This window comes from Nostoc cf. commune SO-36, from assembly GCF_023734775.1.
GTDB lineage: Bacteria > Cyanobacteriota > Cyanobacteriia > Cyanobacteriales > Nostocaceae > Nostoc > Nostoc commune_A.
In genome coordinates this window covers 6,284,179-6,302,593 of record NZ_AP025732.1, presented here as the reverse complement: position 1 = coordinate 6,302,593, position 18,415 = coordinate 6,284,179, and the positions used below count along the sequence as shown (strand labels likewise).

At 40.0% G+C, this 18,415-nt stretch carries 16 protein-coding genes and 1 pseudogene; 8 read left to right on the top strand and 9 right to left on the bottom strand.

Annotated features, from left to right (window positions below; translation table 11 throughout):
* Positions 1-100 precede the first annotated feature (100 nt).
* A pseudogene (locus ANSO36C_RS28450) lies at positions 101-3,344 on the bottom strand (ATP-binding response regulator).
* Positions 3,345-4,009: 665 nt separating this feature from the next.
* Between ANSO36C_RS28450 and ANSO36C_RS28445 the strand changes: the two are divergent.
* The 8 genes from ANSO36C_RS28445 (at position 4,010) to ANSO36C_RS28410 (ending at position 11,667) form a co-directional block, all read left to right on the top strand.
* Positions 4,010-4,591, top strand: coding sequence for a circadian clock protein KaiA (locus ANSO36C_RS28445; protein WP_251957494.1), 582 nt, complete (start codon positions 4,010-4,012; stop codon positions 4,589-4,591).
* Positions 4,592-4,695: 104 nt separating this feature from the next.
* The gene (kaiB, locus tag ANSO36C_RS28440) at positions 4,696-5,010 is read left to right on the top strand and encodes a circadian clock protein KaiB (RefSeq protein ID WP_251957493.1); all 315 of its coding nucleotides are present in this window, start codon (positions 4,696-4,698) and stop codon (positions 5,008-5,010) included.
* An 80-nt stretch (positions 5,011-5,090) separates the two neighbouring features.
* Positions 5,091-6,653: a circadian clock protein KaiC gene (gene kaiC, locus ANSO36C_RS28435; protein ID WP_251957492.1), complete on the top strand. Its 1,563-nt coding sequence runs from the start codon at positions 5,091-5,093 to the stop codon at positions 6,651-6,653.
* Between the two features lie 104 nt (positions 6,654-6,757).
* The gene (locus ANSO36C_RS28430) at positions 6,758-8,941 is read left to right on the top strand and encodes a TolC family protein (RefSeq protein WP_251957491.1); all 2,184 of its coding nucleotides are present in this window, start codon (positions 6,758-6,760) and stop codon (positions 8,939-8,941) included.
* Between the two features lie 334 nt (positions 8,942-9,275).
* On the top strand, positions 9,276-9,653 hold the full coding sequence (locus ANSO36C_RS28425) for a hypothetical protein (RefSeq protein ID WP_251957490.1): 378 nt from the start codon (positions 9,276-9,278) through the stop codon (positions 9,651-9,653).
* Positions 9,654-9,808: 155 nt separating this feature from the next.
* Positions 9,809-10,315 carry a hypothetical protein gene (locus ANSO36C_RS28420; protein ID WP_251957489.1) on the top strand — a complete coding sequence of 169 codons (507 nt, stop codon included), beginning with the start codon at positions 9,809-9,811 and terminating at the stop codon, positions 10,313-10,315.
* 3 nt (positions 10,316-10,318) lie between these two features.
* On the top strand, positions 10,319-10,843 hold the full coding sequence (locus ANSO36C_RS28415; RefSeq protein ID WP_251957488.1) for a GNAT family N-acetyltransferase: 525 nt from the start codon (positions 10,319-10,321) through the stop codon (positions 10,841-10,843).
* Positions 10,844-10,887: 44 nt separating this feature from the next.
* A complete protein-coding gene (locus ANSO36C_RS28410) occupies positions 10,888-11,667 on the top strand; it encodes a photosystem II S4 domain protein (RefSeq protein ID WP_251957487.1) in 780 nt (259 codons plus the stop codon).
* A 92-nt stretch (positions 11,668-11,759) separates the two neighbouring features.
* Here ANSO36C_RS28410 and ANSO36C_RS28405 read toward each other — a convergent pair whose 3' ends face one another.
* The 8 genes from ANSO36C_RS28405 to ANSO36C_RS28370 form a co-directional block, all read right to left on the bottom strand.
* On the bottom strand, positions 11,760-12,536 hold the full coding sequence (locus tag ANSO36C_RS28405; protein ID WP_251957486.1) for an SDR family NAD(P)-dependent oxidoreductase: 777 nt from the start codon (positions 12,534-12,536) through the stop codon (positions 11,760-11,762).
* Positions 12,537-12,690: 154 nt separating this feature from the next.
* Positions 12,691-13,620 carry a class I SAM-dependent methyltransferase gene (locus tag ANSO36C_RS28400; RefSeq protein WP_251957485.1) on the bottom strand — a complete coding sequence of 310 codons (930 nt, stop codon included), beginning with the start codon at positions 13,618-13,620 and terminating at the stop codon, positions 12,691-12,693.
* Between the two features lie 189 nt (positions 13,621-13,809).
* A complete protein-coding gene (locus tag ANSO36C_RS28395) occupies positions 13,810-14,349 on the bottom strand; it encodes a hypothetical protein (protein ID WP_251957484.1) in 540 nt (179 codons plus the stop codon).
* Between the two features lie 630 nt (positions 14,350-14,979).
* Positions 14,980-15,585, bottom strand: coding sequence for an exopolysaccharide biosynthesis protein (locus ANSO36C_RS28390; RefSeq protein WP_251957483.1), 606 nt, complete (start codon positions 15,583-15,585; stop codon positions 14,980-14,982).
* 81 nt (positions 15,586-15,666) lie between these two features.
* Positions 15,667-16,551, bottom strand: coding sequence for a lipid kinase (locus ANSO36C_RS28385; RefSeq protein WP_251957482.1), 885 nt, complete (start codon positions 16,549-16,551; stop codon positions 15,667-15,669).
* A gap of 531 nt (positions 16,552-17,082) precedes the next feature.
* Positions 17,083-17,259 carry a hypothetical protein gene (locus tag ANSO36C_RS28380; RefSeq protein ID WP_251957481.1) on the bottom strand — a complete coding sequence of 59 codons (177 nt, stop codon included), beginning with the start codon at positions 17,257-17,259 and terminating at the stop codon, positions 17,083-17,085.
* Between the two features lie 50 nt (positions 17,260-17,309).
* Positions 17,310-17,726: an alternative ribosome rescue aminoacyl-tRNA hydrolase ArfB gene (gene arfB / locus ANSO36C_RS28375; protein ID WP_190944572.1), complete on the bottom strand. Its 417-nt coding sequence runs from the start codon at positions 17,724-17,726 to the stop codon at positions 17,310-17,312.
* Between the two features lie 46 nt (positions 17,727-17,772).
* Positions 17,773-18,027, bottom strand: a complete 255-nt coding sequence (locus ANSO36C_RS28370) for an RNA-binding S4 domain-containing protein (protein ID WP_251957480.1) — start codon at positions 18,025-18,027, stop codon at positions 17,773-17,775.
* Between the last annotated feature and the right edge of the window lie 388 nt (positions 18,028-18,415).

The window sequence follows — 18,415 nt, the reverse complement described above, 5'->3', positions numbered from 1 at the left end:
TTGGGCATTGGGCATTGGGAATTGGGAATTGGGAATTGAGCATTGGTATTTTTCCCCCTGCTCCCTGCCACCTGCCCCATGCCCCATGCCCCATTCCCAATTAACATTTGCCATTGTAACCATTGACAGCTAAAGCTTGATTAATCTGGCTTAATAGGTCTTCCATTGATATTGATCGCGGTAATATTTGGGTAGCGATCGCACCAACAACAGTTTCTATTGATTCCAAATCATTCTTCTTCTGCTTGTCTTCCTTATAAACCCCAGGCTGGAAATTGCTTTCTGGGCGATTTAATCGTTGATTGAGTACCAAAATTGGTGGCAACTTTAACGGCGAATCTCCCAATGTTTTTACTGCTTTGAGTACATCTTTGTGGATAGCAGATTCTCCTAAACAAATTAGCAGTAAGTCAACACTTTGGTGGCGAATCTGTTGTAACACTTCTGCCCAACAGGGACTCATTGCCGCTTTAAAGCCTGCTGTTTGTAGGTATTGAATTAAAGCTTGGAACCATTCAGATCCCCGTTCAGCAGTTTCAGTACTAATTGAGCAATTTTTTGCTGTCCGATAACCCTTAACTTGCTTGCGTCTTATCTGGGGAAAATCACGCAGCATTGTCAAATCCACGACCAAAATGTTAGGAGGACAGCAAATACCAGAAGCGATTTGCAGTACTGATAGTAAAGCATCTGTTTTCTCGGCGCGACTGTTGTTATCTTTAGCAAATGGTGTTAAGTAAGGAAATACAGATAGCCCCGGTATCTTAGAAGCGATTAAAGTAGTTGCGACATCGCAAGTAACCAGTGGTATAGCCGCTAAACGTGAATGCCCAATTAGTTGCTTTAAATAAATTTGGGCGGTGGTACTTTCGACATCTAGCAAAATGACATCAAACTGCCACACCCGCGCCAAAAGTTCTGCCTGATCTAGATCATCTACTTCAATCACCCGATGTTCTCGAAGTGAGGGGTGCGGATTGACTGATTCCAACTGGGGATTCACTAACCGGAGAATTCGCAGTGGGGTTTTAGTTGGGATAATTGCGCTGTTGTTTAACCCTAGCTGGGGAACTGCTTGTACAGTACATAATTTTTCGAGAACTGGTGCTAATACCTGATGCTCTACTGGCAAGCTTAAAAAACCATCGGCTCGGTGAGCAAATGCTTGCTCCTTTTCGGCTCCCGTTGCGGTAACAATTACAGATATATGACGGGTTGCAGTGTCAGATTTTAGTAAAGTTAGCACATCCCAGCCTGATAGCAGGGGTAGCAACGGATTCAAAAATATCGCTATTGGTTGCAAGCGCCGAGCTTTTTCGACTGCTTCTGTCCCCGATCGCGCAATCACTACCCGATATCCTAAACTTTTGAGTTGTTCGGTCAAGTCTTCAATATATCGGGCTACTGCTTCGACTACCAACACCAACCTTTGCGAACTAGCAGGATGATGCTGTGTGGTTGTAGTAACTTGCTGACGATCTGTTGTGGGAATTTCCCGTGTAGGTTGATATCGTGTTTCTTCATCTTCTCTGATTCCCATATCAGGTTCAGAAAAGCCTGTTTTTGGCGGACTGGGCGGCAGAAGTAGGGTAAACTGACTACCTTTTCCTTCACGCGATAAGAAACTGACATCTCCTCCGTGGAGACGCGCTAAAGCCCTAGTTAATACCAGCCCCAAACCAGTGCCTTCAAATTGGCGGGTAAGGGGATTTTCTAGTTGTTGGAATTTTTGAAATATTAAGTGTTGTTGATGTTCAGGAATGCCAATGCCTGTATCCCAAACTGTAAAGGCAATCCATCCTTCCCAACGACTTACCCGCAACCCAATTTCGCCAGATATTTCGGTGAATTTAAAGGCGTTGGAAAGTAGGTGTACTAGCATCTGGCGTAAGCGCAACTCATCTGCCACCATCTGATCTAAGCCGAGTTCAATGGAAAGGCAGAATTGAGGAGCAGATGAACGAGCATTTGCAGGTGGTGAGGCAGATGTAGTTTTAGTAGTTTGAGTGTGGATAGCTTTGGCTTCCGCTAGGGCGCGATCGCACACGGCACTAATTTTCACCGGAGTCAGCGTCAACTCCATTTGTCCCGTTTCCATGCGGGTCAAATCTAAAATATCATTCACTACACTCATCAGGTGGCGTCCACTTTGATGAATCAGTCCTGCATAACGGGCTTGACGCTCGTTAAGTTCTCCCAACTGCTGATCTACGAGCAAGCGCGATAACCCCAAAACGGCAGTTAGGGGAGTTTGAGTTCATGACTAATACAAGCTAAAACTCGTCCTTCAACCGATTTAGTTGAATTAAATCGGCATTCTTTGCTGCTAGTTCTTTGCAAAGCTGCTGCTGTTCGGTAACATCAGTAGCTAAAATCAACCACAAATCATTGCTGAGTGCAACTTCTGATTCAGCACTCATCGCTTTCAACTCAGGACTATCTAAGGGAATTTTGGCAAATTGCCAGATTCTCTCCTGACCATTTTGCACTTCGACAACGCAGGTACAAGTACCCACTTGACTATCTAAATAGCATCGGCTGTATACAGCATCACCAGATGCTTCTTGCTGAGTCAGTTCTTGTTCAGCACCATATTCATCCCTACCGCTAGGATGAACCTTGATTGCTCGTTGGCTGACATATTCTGATTTTTCGGAGGGTTTAGGAACAAGTATTGCTTCCACTTGTTGCCTGACTCCTTCTGGATCTTTCAAGGCTCCTAATTGCTGCCACCAGGCGGGATTTCGTGCTAACACCTCGCCAGTACCCGTTTGCAACATCAAAGGCCAAGGCAGTCTCTCGAGCAAGTGTACCAGTGGCTGGTGTCCTAAACAATTGGGGTCATTTGTCCCAGCATTATACTCATGGCGGCGATCGCCAGACGAACTGCGGATGCCTGAACTTTGTAACCCAACGATGCGTTCCTGAGCCAGCGATCGCAACAGGCGTGAACTATCCAGCAGTCCCAAATATCTGCCATCAGAGTCAATCAGCGTCCAATCTAAGTTTTGGTATTTTTCGGTTTGTGGATAGCACAAGTGCAAGCTCAATCGCTCTACAGGCTCAGAAGCTAATATTGTCTGTATTGGCTCAATCAGACCTTGACCCCAAGTAGAGAGCGATTGCTGTAAATTTAAATTTTTATTGTCACTACGTGCTAATAATTTTGGGATTAAACGGGCAGAATACAGCAATCCGATCGGACATTTTTGTTGATTCACTATTACCAAGCGATCGCACTGCTCATGCTCAAAAATATCCAACACCACTGCCAGAGAACTTGTTTGCGGGCAGCTAGGTACGGTTGCCTGAAAGTTATAAAGCGGGTAATCTAGCATTAACATAGGGCTTTTGGGGTCATTCTTCCTGTGGAACCCTCCGGCATTTCCATCTGCCAGTTGATGGTCTTTTCGCCTGAAGTCATATCCTCTAAGAAGACTCATATAAGCAACTCTGGTTATTTCAACGCCATTAAAACAACGGGATTTCCCTTCATAGGCACTTGCTTGCGGACGAGTGCATTTTTTCAAAAGGCGACGTTTCTCATTTCTAACAACTAACCTCACCAGTGTCTTACTGGTATTTAAACTCCTCATCGATAGCGACAGCTAAAACAATTATGGCGCTAAAGATTCGCTTTAGAACCTTGAGGAATTATAATGATTTAGAATGCGACAATCCTTTAAGTTCGTTTAAGTATCTTATCAAGGAGCAACATAAAAAAATCTATCTATTTATTTACATACATAAGATGTGTAAGTAATAAGTTAGCAACTGTGTTTTGCTATGCGGATAAATACTTGATGGACGATCTAAAGACTTACTAAGTCCTACCACTCAGTTGCTGCACTGGGTTGTTGAGTGGCTAGCACTCTCTGTTAACACAGAGCGTTGTTTTGCGGTGTAATCACCAGTATACTGCAAACCCAGTATTACCCTAGAAGCGTTAGCCAAACTTATCCGCCACCTTTCTTGGTCAGGGCGATTAAGGAGAGATATTTAAGAATAAATGTTATTACCGATATTGATTCTGCAACCTGATGTTAAAAAATGCTTAAATAATCCAGTTGACTTAGCCAACCACAAAGGTTTGATTACGTGGGTGTGCAAATTTATGGACGCAATTATTGCCCAATTTCGCTACCTACCTGTTGCTGCAACCACCTCTGGAGAAACCAACTCTTTACCCCATTGGCTGCAAGAAAATCAAAGTAGGGCATACACTAACAAATACCTCTATGTATTTGTCAGTCAGATGCAAAAAAGCCAACAGTATTTTCAGGAGATGACTCCGCCCGAAAGACAAGAATTATTAAAACAGCTTAAATCAGATTATAGCTTAATTCTTATAGATTATTTTACTACAGATAAATCACTAAAAGATAAAATTGATAAATTTATCAATACTATATTTTATGCTAATATTCCTGTGCCCCAAATAATCGAAATTCACATGGAGGTAATTGAAGATTTTTCTAACCAGCTAAAATTAGAAGGAAGGAGCAATGAAGCATTACTTGATTACCGCCTAACGTTGATAGATATCCTAGCTCATCTGTGCGAAGTCTATAGGAGTTCAATTTCTAAATAAATTGAATTTAGCAATATTTCACTTCTAACAAGCTACTGTCATTAGTTACTGTCAATGTGCGTTCTCATCTTGTATTCTTATGCTCATGACTAGACATTAATTATATGAAAAAACCCAAAAAAGCCTACGTTCTCAAGCTTTACGTAGCAGGAAACACCCCTACTTCAGTCCGGGCATTAAAAACACTCAAAGATATTTTAGAACAGGAGTTTGAAGGTGTTTATGCTTTAAAAGTGATCGATGTGTTGAAAAGCCCACAACTGGCAGAAGAAGATAAAATATTGGCGACACCAACATTATCTAAAATTTTGCCTCCACCTGTTCGCAAAATCATCGGCGATCTTTCCGATAGAGAAAGAGTACTGATTGGATTAGATTTGCTTTACGAAGAACTGAGTGAAGAAGATTTTGAAGAGTGAAGTTTTAATTATAATAAAATTAAGTTCGCGGCAAATTTAGTCATAAAAAATAGGTTTTAATACCAATTTATTATCAAGCAATGAATGAAAACGAGCAATTAGAATCAAAACAACTACCGAAAATTGTGGGTGTAGAAAAAATTCGGACGATGATCGAGGGTTTTGACGATATTAGTCATGGTGGTTTACCAATTGGTAGAACTACCTTAATTAGCGGCACTTCCGGTACAGGCAAAACTTTATTCTCTCTTCAATTTCTTTATAACGGTATTACCTACTTTGATGAAGCTGGAGTATTTGTTACCTTTGAAGAATCACCGAGTGATATTATTAAAAATGCCAATATTTTTGGTTGGAACTTGCCACGCCTAATCGAAGAAGGCAAGTTATTTATTCTTGATGCATCTCCCGATCCTGAAGGTCAAGATATCGTTGGTAATTTTGACCTTTCTGCACTTATTGAGCGTTTGCAATATGCCATCCGCAAATATAAAGCTAGACGAATTTCAATTGACTCAATAACAGCAGTATTTCAGCAGTATGAAGCAATGGGAGTAGTGCGACGCGAGATATTTCGCCTAGTAGCACGTCTTAAACTACTGAGTGTCACCACTGTAATTACCACTGAACGCGGTGAAGAATATGGGCCCGTTGCCTCTTTTGGAGTTGAAGAATTTGTTTCCGATAATGTAGTAATTGTTCGCAATGTTTTAGAAGGAGAACGTCGCCGTCGCACAATTGAAATTCTCAAATTGCGTGGCACAACTCACATGAAAGGCGAATATCCCTTCACCATTACGAACGAAGGAGTTAACATCTTTCCATTAGGAGCAATGCGGTTGACTCAACGTTCTTCTAATGTCAGGGTATCTTCTGGGGTCAAAACCTTAGATGAAATGTGTGGTGGTGGTTTCTTTAAAGATTCAATTATTTTAGCCACAGGAGCCACAGGTACTGGTAAAACCCTGTTAGTAAGTAAATTTATTCAAGATAGCTGCCTCAATGGAGAACAAGCAATATTATTTGCTTATGAAGAATCACGCGCCCAACTGTCTCGTAATGCTTCCTCTTGGGGAATCGATTTTGAAGAATTAGAGGAGCAAGGTTTACTCAAAATCATCTGTACTTATCCCGAATCAACTGGTTTAGAAGACCACTTACAAATTATTAAATCAGAAATAGCTGTGTTTAAACCAGCCCGCATTGCCATTGATTCCTTATCAGCACTAGCTAGAGGAGTTAGTAATAATGCATTTCGGCAGTTTGTAATTGGTGTAACAGGTTATGCTAAACAAGAAGAAATTACTGGTTTCTTTACCAACACAACTGACCAATTTCTGGGAGCGCATTCCATTACTGACTCTCATATTTCCACGATAACCGACACAATTCTGATGTTGCAGTACGTAGAAATTCGCGGAGAAATGTCGCGGGCAATTAACGTATTTAAAATGAGAGGCTCTTGGCATGATAAGGGCATTCGTGAGTATAATATTACTGCTGACGGGCCCGATATCAAAGATTCTTTCCGAAACTACGAACGGATTATCAGCGGTGCTCCTACTCGCGTTAGTATCGATGAAAAGGCGGAACTTTCTCGCATTGTTAGACGTTTTGAAGACAAACAGAGTTCCGAACCCTAAATTTAGTATCGTAGTATATTCTTTCCTAAGTTTAGTATCGTGCTATATTCTGTGGTGAAGAAAGGTTTTCTGCCGCTAGATTGATTTTCGTGTGAGGGGATGCGGTGAAAGGACAGCAATTATTTTATAGCTTCTTACCTGGTGTAACGGCAGCAGTCTTAACAACTCAGCCTGCTTGGGCTGGTACTGCGAAACTCACTGGGGTACAACTGGCGTCTTCTCCTAGTGTTTTGACTTCTAATTATGGTCAAGACTTAGTTGTGGATACCATGAATACACAACTGCCTAATGGTGCTGTTAGTGTTCCAACTCTAGAACCTACTTTTGGTTTTACTAAACTGAGTGTGAAGCCTTTAAGTAATAACAGTATTCCAGTATTCACGGCTGAAAATACTGGTGTGCGAATAAAACAACTGCTTAAGAAAGATAAAGGTAGATTTTCCGGTTTGGCACTTAACTCTAATTCTTCCCAACAGTTAGATGTCAGCCGTTCCGCTCAAAATAATCAAAAACAGAGTAATTCAAACCCAAATGGGCAGAAACTAAAGAACGTAGTAGTTCCCGACTACACTTCAAAAACCCCTTCTGTCCAAAAAGAAATTTTGTCTTTGTCTTCTGCACAGCAGCCAGTAGGTCAAAAGACAAATACTGTTACTCAGTTGCAAACATTTTTACAAACTTCAGCCACAGGTGGAGCAGCAAAACTGTTGTCAGCGCAGAGGTGTCCACAGGAATTGGGAAAAAGCAAAACTGACTCCTTGGCTGTGCTACTGACTTCAAATAACTGCTTACAACAAAATGCGATTGGTCGGTTGGCTCAGAGTAATACTACGATTCCAACAGATTCGACACCAACTCCGACTGCGCCGGAAACCGTCACTCCTGTACCAGCAGATTCAGTGCAACCTTCTACTGTGCCGAGAAACGTAACTCCTGCGGCTTCAGGGCCAGTACAAATTCCCGATAATTTGATTCCTAACTCAAATCCCCTACAATTTCCTACCCAACCGGAGGAAGTGAGACTTCAGGGAAATGAGGCGATTACTTTGGCACAAGCTCTGGAGCTAGCACGGCGTAACAACCGGGATTTACAGGTGTCTCTCTTGGAGCTAGAACGCAGTCGTTCTGCTCTACGCGAGGCGCAAGCTGCTTTATTGCCTAGTCTTGATGTCAGTACAGATATTACTCGCAGTCGCTCTGCTGCTGGTCAGCTTCAGTTGGAACAAACAGAACGACAGACGGGTATACCACAGTCAGGAAATGAAGCTAGTACATCTTTTAGTGGTCAAGCACAACTTTCGTATAACATCTATACTTCTGGGAGAGTGCAAGCTGACATCAGAGCAAATGAAGAACAGGTACGTTCCAATGAGTTGGCTGTAGAAGCTCAGTCTGAGACAATCCGTTTGGATGTTGCTACAGACTACTACAATCTGCAACAAAGAGATGAACAAGTACGCATTGCCCAATCGGCTGTGCTGAACTCTGAGGCTAGTTTGCGTGATGCAGAAGCTTTAGAACGAGCTGGGGTTGGTACGCGCTTCGATGTGTTGCGATCGCAGGTGAATTTAGCAAATGCTCAACAAGATTTGACTAATGCTAGATCCCTACAAGCAATTGCCCGTCGTCAATTAGCAACTCGGATAAGTTTGCCGCAAGGGATAAATATTAGTGCCGCAGACCCTGTACAATTAGCTGGTCTTTGGAACCCAACCCTAGAACAAAGTATTGTGCTGGCTTTTCAAAATCGTCCAGAACTACAACAGCAGTTGGCACAACGTAATATCAGCGAACAACGGCGTAGGCAGGCTCTTGGGGAGCTTGGGCCTCAAGTTAGTTTGGTAGCCAGCTACAGCCTACTAGACCAGTTTGATGATAGTGTCAGCGTTACTGATGGTTATTCATTAGGAGTTAGAGCAACCCTAAATTTGTATGATGGAGGAGCCGCCAGAGCAAGGGCAGATCAGCAGCAAGCTAACATTGCGATCGCAGAAACTCAATTTGCTCAACAGCGCAACCAAATTCGGTTTGAAGTAGAACAATCCTATTCTACCCAGCAATCTAGTTTGGAGAATGTTCAAACCGCAAATACCGCTTTAGAACAAGCTAGGGAAGCTCTACGTTTAGCACGTTTGCGATTCCAAGCTGGTGTAGGTACTCAAACTGATGTCATTAACTCTGAAAACGACCTTACAAGAGCTGAAGGTAATCGAGTCACAGCAATTTTGGATTACAACCGTGCTTTAGCTCAGTTACAACGGTCTGTTACCCTCAGAGCATTACGCTAGTGCCCCTTTGGGGAAGTCAAAAGTCAAAAGTCATACATTCAAAAGTCACCATGCTTTAATTTTGGGCTTTCTGGCTGTAATGAAATGGGAAGTTGATTTCCGCCGACCTGTACTTTCAATTAAAAATTCTAAAAGCCTCATTTTTCAATAATTACATTGAATAATGAGGCTTTTAGCATCGGTGCAACGCAGTAGCTCAAGCTTCAAAGAGGGATTTTGGATTCTGAAAGCGCCCGGAAAAACCTATTTGTAACAGGAATTTTGTGAAATGATGTAGCATAACTGAGTGTCCGTAGTTTACAGCCGTAGGCATCGCTCGCCTTTTCAAAGACTCATGACTAAAGTAACATCTCAAGAAATTGCACAGTTTCGCTCTCAATTGGCAGATGATCCTAGCGATATGGAAGCGCTAGATTTGATTGAAGACTGTGATGGAGATTTAGAAGATGCGGCGATGACGCTAGCTATCCGGGCGGGACAGCAACCAGAAAGAGCAAATTCCGAGTGGTTAGATGCCTTAGCTAGAAAATGGCGTGCGGTGATTTGCGAACAACAATATCGGGAAGATTTGCTTACTACTTCACCTCAAAAGATGATGGAACGTCTAAAAGCAACGCCGACGTTTCCGAAAATTTTGGCAACACCAGTTTTAATTTATGTCCTCAAGCAAGGCGTGAACAATTTTTGTGAGCCACTAGATTCGCTAAAGTGATCAGATGTACATTTGACTTGGGCGATGCCTGCGACGGGCTATGCCTACGCTATTTGCAGTTAAATTCAACAGGTCGCGCCAATGCAAGATTGATTCGACCAGGACTGATACGCTGTTAATTAAGGCAAAACTTTTTTTGGACAAATTGTTAAATCATGAATTACCTTGTTGCCGTATTACCAGACCGCATTCAAGCCGAAGCTGCTTACCTAGCTTTAGAAGAAGAAGGCATAAACAGTACTATCTTGGGGAAAGGATATAAAACAGCTGACGAGTTTGGCTTAATTGACCCCAAAGACCAAGCCAAAAAGCAAGCGCAACTAATGGCAACTTGGCTGATACCATTCGGCTTTTTTGCAGGTTTTACCTTCAGCCTGATCACTGGTTTAGATACTTTTGCCTGGGCAGGTGAAGTTGGAAATCACATCGTTGGCGGACTGCTGGGGGCTGCTAGTGGTGCTATGGGTGGTGTGTTTGTTGGTGGTGGAGTCGGTTTACTCGTGGGTAGTGGTGATGCTTTACCCTACCGCAACCGCTTAGATGCAGGTAAATACTTAGTTGCCGTTCAAGGTTCTGAAACTCTAACTCGACAAGCAACCCGAATATTACGTCAGTTTGATCCAGAAAATATCCAAGGTTATGCTGACACAAGTAGCGTTTAATCAATGAATCATAGTTTACACATTACAACACAGAGACTTGAGCTACTTCCCTGTTGTTTGGAAGTAGCGCAAGCGGTGATTGCAAGAAATAAATTAGAAGTAGAGAGGCTTTTAGGGGTAAGGGTTCCTGATGATTGGTATGGATCTGAGGTATTAGATATTTTTCCAATGTATGCTCAGATGCTAATAGATGATCCTTCCCAGTTGGGTTGGGGTGTCTGGTTAATGATTCACATTGGGGATTCTGCTTTAATTGGCGATTTGGGTTTTATTGGCAAACCCGATCAGACAGGAACTGTAGAAATGGGTTATGAGGTGCTATCAGCTTATCGCCAGCAAGGATTTGCTTTTGAAGCAGTAGAAGCATTGGTCGATTTTGCCTTTACTCAGCCAGAACTCAAGAGAATTATCGCTCATTCTCCAGAGGATCATGTTGCCTCAATTCGCATTTTGGAAAAACTGAGAATGCAACAAATTGCTAGGGATGAAAACCTGCTGAAATGGGAATTAAAGTTAGAATCAAGATAGTTTTAGCAGATTAATTCTCAATTCATAACTCATAATTTTTAAGAATGTTGCCACGAGAAGAACTTTTAAAAGGTGTTGAAAATCGAGATAGTGTAGCTCGTGCAATCGATCAAGCGGAGCAAGCCATCAAAACTTGGGAAGTAGTTTTGACTGATTTTCTGTCTCCGCCAGAATTGGTAGAAATTCAACGGGTGTTTAACCGATTGACAGAAGTGCAATTAGTTGCTTGGGGCGGATATCCACAAGCTGAACGCCAAAGAATAGCGATCGCTCGTTCAGAACTTCCCTTAGATCAATCTCAAGTCAGCCTTGTCGCCGTGGAAATTGCTGGTAATTTCCTGTTTGATACCGCCTCTCACCGCGACTTTTTAGGCGCAATGTTGGGGACGGGAATTGTTCGGGAAAAAACGGGGGATGTGATTGTCTTGGGAGAACGAGGGGCGCAGGCGATTGTCGCACCAGAGTTGGTGGAATTTTTGGAAATGAGTTTGAAACAGGTGCGATCGGTTCCTGTAAAAACTCAGCGAATTGAGTTAAGTGAATTAAGGGTTCGGGAACCCAAGAAAAAAGAATTAACTACTGTAGAGGCTTCTTTGCGATTAGATGCGATCGCATCTGCTGGTTTTGGTATGTCTCGCAGCAAAATGGTTGATTTCATCGATGCTGGTGATGTTCGTGTCAATTGGAAGGAAATTACCCAAGCTAGTTCTCAAGTCAAATCAGGTGACTTAATCGCTATTCGCTCTAAAGGACGTTTAGAAGTTGGGGAAATCGCCGTTACTAAAAAAGACCGTTACCGAGTTCAATTAACTAGGTATATGTAATAAACGAAAAGTGAGGAATTAAAAGTTAGGAGTAAGGAGTTTTTAATACACTACTTTCTTTAACTCCAAAGTCCTAACTCTTAAATATATACTTATGCTTTAAAGTGTTTTGCCAGCATATTCAGCAAAAGTTTGCGCGGTACAAGCCGAGATAATTTACTTCTAATTTGAGTGGTAGTATCAGAACTAATTACAGTTGGGTAGCCTTTTTCCAAAGCTTCTAAAGATTCCCAAACTACTTTTTCACAAGAATATACTTTATCTGTACTGCTTGCCAGGGCTGGGGGAAAATTAGCTTCTGCAAAAAAATTTGTTTCTATTGGCCCTGGACAAGTGACTAAAATACGGACACCATATTGACGGTTTTCTGCCCATAGAGCTTCACTAAAGCTGAGAATAAAAGCTTTACTGGCAGCATAAACAGAAAGGTATGGTATCGGTTGAAATGCAGTAATAGAGGATACGTTAATAATACTTCCAGAACGACGTTGCCGCATCAATGGTAAAAATTTATGGGTTAAATCTACCAATGCTAAAATGTTTAATTGTACAATTTTAACTTGTTTTTCTCCATTCCCTTCAGCAAAGTCACCATAATAACCAAAACCAGCATTATTAATTAATAAGTCAATAGTTAATTCCTTTGCTTTTGTAGCATTAAATACACTAGCAGCAGCATTCAGTTCTGTAAGGTCTTTGACTATAACATCTACTTGAATTTTGTGTTGTTCTTGTAGTTGTTTAGCTAATTGAATTAGCTTCTCTTCCGAACGAGCAACGAGTACAAGATTTGTCTTGCGTGCAGCGAGTTCTTGGGCAAAGGCTTTACCAATACCACTAGAGGCACCAGTAATTAAAGCAGTTGGCATTCTACATATTCAGATAGATTTTAATCACCATTAAAATCTTAGCTATACTGGCTATAAGTTTTAACTACCAAAAGTGATATACCCAAAAGAATAAAAGCAGTCTTTATTACTAAAGTATTAATAGAGAAAGCTTCCACGCATAATTTCTTCTTCCTTAAGACTTGACTTTTGGAAACGATGTGAATTCTCCAAATACACCAATATGAGAAACTATTAAGTCTTCTTCATCTGTATATTGAATAGACGAGTCGATTTTTTGTGGTAATACTCTGTCTTTGCACAACCACTCAAATACAAATCTAGAGTCCAAATGCTTAAGGTTAGAAAATATTTGCTTCCATTGGCTTCGTCGAATTCGATTTCCCCACCTTGATTGTAATTCTCTCGAATAGGCTTCCTGTGAATAAACAAAAAAATCAAATGGTCTTTCACTTACATTTTTATGATCCAGTAAATGAATGAGATGGAACATAAAACCATCTTCAGAGAGGCTACTTTCAAGATTTTTTAGAAGTGGTATCACATCATCAACTGGCACATGCTCCAATACAGATTTGGAGAAGATGAAATCTATTTTGTCTTTAGTAGGGATTTTTTGAGATAAATCAATTGGAGCAATGTATTCTATGCCCAACTCTTTTAAGGTTTCTACAGATATTTTTTTTAATGAAAGCAGCTTTTTTAAACGTAAGTGGATAATCTCACGATCTTCAAATGTAGATAAACTATCTAAAATACTCCAACCTACAGACTTAGACACAGCTTGAAAAATATTTTCGGGTTGTAATAACGGGTAGAGATCCGTTGCATAAACTTTTTTTGCTCCCATAAGGTAAAATACTAACGAATGAGTCAGTAACCATCCACTTCCAATTTCAAGACAGATTTTATCACGCAGGACATATTTTCCTTTACCAGACTGAAGCAGATAGAGAGCAACTTCATTCGCACAAATATCAAGCCTTTTGCCCGCAACAGCTAGCTTGTGTGAATGTATTTTATTATATAAAATTTGATATAATCCGAATGACCTAATAATCGATTTAGCTTGTTCATTAAGAAGATTTTTTAAAAAAAACTTCATTTTGTATACCTATTTTAAATTAACTTATTGGGAATTTAAAGACAAGACTATTAAATTTATCAATGAGATCACTTTCTGTATAATAAAACTTTTTTCACTTGGGCGAATTTCTATGGAACGCTGATTTTCGGCGATTGACTCTACAAACGACGAAGAGAAGATTTCACGAATAATTTAGAATTACTATAATTACCATTTTTCAGACCAATAGATAATTTCTGAGGCTGAACTATTAATAGCGACACCGTAGCTATCTCCATGATTCCACTTGAAGCCAGGTCTACCTTTGTCATCTGTGTTTAATACTAATATTTCATAAGTAGCTGGAAAAGATTCCGTTGGAGAGTCACTAGTGTAGAAGAAAGTTGTCGGCACACCGTTAGGTTGGTTTATGTGGTTGTTTGTGTTACCACCTCTATATTTTTGCTTGGCAATGCTTCTGTATTGTGAAAGTAATTTTTCTATCTTGTTTGGTGGCTGTTTCAACCTAATTTGAAAAAATTCGGGAGAGTAAGCAATACGAACGTCTTTGGCATCAGTGGGAATGTCATTAGGAAAATGTTTTACTTGGTCATTATCAGACCATAGCTGATTACGAATTTTTTTGTAACGTGATGTATCAGTTATTATTTTCGGTTCGCTAGTACTACTAAAATTCGTTTTCATAAAAAAACTTCCCCCGACAATACTAAGACTAGCAAGGGCTAATAAAAATTGCGATCGCTTCATCAAGTTAAGTGCTGTCTAACGTTCATAGTGATATACCTAACTAATAAACTAAATTGGTACTATTGCGGATATGACATCAGAGATATTAACAGAAACTTTGTGTATACCGATGGAATTCGGGGTAATTGTAAAATTACTATAAAGCTGGTTAATGATTACTTAGTTAAAAACCGTAGGCTATCCTCATTAATACTAGTACTAGCGTTGTAGCTAACGAGATCAATTCTACAGCCATCCATTTTTTTAATTCTTCCTGATGCAGCAAGAACTAAGACGGATATATAAATAGTAGATGCACCTTAATTAAATCATAGCTTTCAGCTTTTAGCTGAGGGCTTTTTTTTGTTGACAATATTCTTATTCTGCAAAATAAATTTGGATGTAAATCTAATTTGCCCGGATATAGCAATTAATAAAGCGGATATATAAATAGTAGATGCACCTTAATTAAATCATAGCTTTCAACTTTTAGTTGAAGGCTTTTTTATTGCTGATATTTTCTGAGTTTTGTAGAAAATAATTTTGTATAAAACTCAGATATTCCCGGATATAGCAATTAGTAAAGCGGATTAATAAATGGTAGATGCACCCTAATAAATTACAGCCCTCAGCTTTTAGTTGGGGGCTTTTTTATCTAAATATAGATGGCAGTAAACTTGGAGCTAACCACATTGCATAACCAAGAAATCCAAATAGTAAGGTAATCAGGGTAGTAATGCCGTAGCTGATGCAAATTAATAGACCGTCTGATTCGATGGTAGCAACAGTTAAAAGTAAAATACCTATAGTGGGAATGGGATTTGTAAAGGGAATTGGTAATATTAGTAATACTGTTAATAAAGAGATGCAAAACCCATTAATTCGCCAAATTAAAGGATTAGAGGCTATTTTTGGCAATCGGGGACGGGCGATTTTTTGGAAAACTTTGGTAACACGTCCCAAATTTTGCAAAAGTAACTGGGCGAAGGGACGAGGAAATTTGTAGTTAGCAATTCTTTTCGGTAGCCAAGGCGATCGCTTCCCTAAAACCATTTGCACTGACAACAGTAAGCAAGCACCACCAAAAGGGCCAGCTAATCCCGGTGGCATAGGAAATAGAAAGGGCAAAACTAATAATGTAATTACTAGGCTGAACCCTCGTTCTGAAGTTTCTGCCAGAATATCACCTAGAGTCAATGGTTCTTTAGCTAGGCGTTGCAACAGGGACTTTATATCTTGAGAAAATCTCAGATGCATTTGGCGTTAGTTGATGCAAATTCCCAATTTGTAATAGAGGGAGATGGAGGAGAATAACTCTTAACTGTTAACTCTTAACTCCTAATTCCTGAGTTGTGGGGGTACTAAAACAGCTATTGCTTTAGGTATAACCCGAAAATGAGCAGGTGTGTAGGTAGTGATTTCACCATCTGTATTGATAGGGCGTGGTTTACGAGTATGCACCTTTATTTCTTGACCTTGAAGAGAACGTACATTCTCCCAATGTATATGTCGCCCTTGTCGCATTGCGGGTAGCAATAATATAATCTGCCACCAGTGTTTTATCTCCAAGCTATAAAGGTCTAGCCTTTGATCATCTATTGTGGCATCGTCAGCTACTGCCATACCACCACCGTAATAGCGACCGTTACCCACAGCAATTTGTACTGTTTTTACGCGAACTGATTGACCGTTAATCACAATCTCCGCAGTAAAAGGTCTAGCTTCCCAAAGTACTTGTAATGCAGTAGTAGCATAAGCAAATATTCCCCAACGACGTTTGACTTCTTTGGTAAGCCGTTGGGTAATTTTTACACTCAATCCCAGGCTGGCAACATTAAAATAGTGCTTGCCATTTACCCACCCCAAGTCTATGCGGTGCAAATTTCTATATGCGATAATTTTGCAAGCTTCGTTGAGTGAATTCGGGATTCCCAAAGTTCTTGCTAAATCGTTGGCAGTTCCCAGAGGCAAGATTCCTAAGGGCAACTGAGTATCAACTAAAGCATCTACTGCGGCATTGAGAGTGCCATCTCCTCCGCCAATAATTACTAAGTCAATTTGATGCTGATAGCGGAGTATGACTTCAGCAAGATGTTTGGGGTCTTCTGTAAACTCCTCAATTAAATCAAAGTCAAGTTCCTTCAAATATTGAATCGCTTCCGACAGACCCTTTTGCCCTTGGCGGGCATGACGATTTACTAACAGCAGTGCGCGGGAACTCATGGTTAGTACCTTTTGTAGTTGAATATCAATTATTCACATCTATATATTCTGCTTTAAGTTGACTACAAAAAAATGTTTAGGCTGTTATAAACTTTATAAACAATTTCTATTGTTAGCATTTAGTAGATTCTCACTACTAAGTTTATAAATTTTTTATTTAGTTTAGTTCTATTAGTTTTCATTATACTGATTCTAAGAAAATAAAGTTCTTACTCTCTAAATAACTACAATTTAGATATTTTTTATAAAATAGAAAATTACTTAAATATAGCGGTTTCCGTATGAATAAGGTAAAGAAAGAAATAATTAACTACAAATAAATATAGTAGGGGTAAGCTAATCGGTATTCAAATTGCATAATTAGGGCGGACAAGATGCCCACCCCACAGGATATTGAGAAAATTTAGCTTATACATCTGTGTGCCTCTATTGGTGTAGCTCTGAATAGATTGAAAATTGTCTACGCTAATGCGATCGCACCTTGAAAACGGCTTTTTCGTTTAAATCCCTATCTTCATTTGAATTTCGCTATTATGACCCTTTCGGGCCGGTGCCGCCACCAATAAGTGCTTGAAACACGTCCTTTAGTAAAAATAAAAATGCCGCAACTAATAATATGATCATTAAATTAGCAAGGGCGGCAAAAGGAGAGATTATAAACAAAACTAGAAGCGCAAATATAAAAATTTTCAGTAATGTCTTATTCATCTTTTTTCCTCTTTAATAACAGGTTGTACTTTATACAAATAGTTGATTCATCAACAATCTGTCACCTGCCCTCTGTTAGATTTAACCTGTCCGCGCTTACTTTTGTAGTCAAGGCGCTTTCTTTGAGAACTGCGAGTCGGTTTGGTAGGTTTGCGTTTTATTGTGACTACAACTGCGCTTTGAATGAGTTCTTGAAGTCGTTTTAAAGCTGACTCCCGATTGTTCTCTTGACTTCGGTGTTCCTGTGCTTTGATGACAACAACTCCGTCCTGAGTGATGCGTCGATCATTTAGCTTTAAAAGCTGTTCTTTATAATAATCGGGTAATGATGAGGCTGCAATATCGAAGCGCAAGTGAATCGCCGTGGAAACCTTATTTACATTCTGACCTCCTGCTCCTTGCGAGCGAATCGCAGTAAGTTCAATATCAGTCTGTGGGATAATAACTTTGTTGGAAATTTGCAGCATGACTCACAAGGTAAAAAGGAACATTTAAATTTCGAATAAAAATCCTTTACTCGGTTTCTTCGGCAAAATTTATTACTACGTCTTGGTCTTCATTGTTGTTCAAATTCACTTCCAAAGTCTGTCCTTGGATTGTCACTTGATCGCCCGGTACTAGTCGCCGTCCTCGTCGGGTTTCCAGCATACCATTTACTTGGACATCGCCACCTTGAATCATCAGCTTGGCTTGACCTCCAGTTGGTACTATACCCATCAACTTTAAAAACTGATTTAATTTAATTGTGTTGTCTCTGATTTTTTTCATACTAAATAAAACTACATTACCTTAATTGTATCGTGGCGGGCGTTATCAAGGTAAAGGGTGAATCTGTGGCGCTACATTAATCCATACTAAATTAAATTAAACATCAAGTTCTTTGTCGAGTTGAAATGGATATTCTTGAAGAGAAGCCTAACCCCAAACAGATATGCTGATTTTGAAAGCTGCTCAGTCTATCAATCGGAAGATGAATTTATACTCAAAATTCAGTAATTTTAAGTATAAATAGAAATCGGCTGAGTTTAAGTAAGCTTTGTATCTTTACAAAAGCATAGCGATCGCTATGAAAAAAACTGTTATGTCAGTTTATTATCTATAATGTTGATCGGCAAAACTGCCAGATGTAGGTGAACAAACTAGTCTGGAAGGTTCT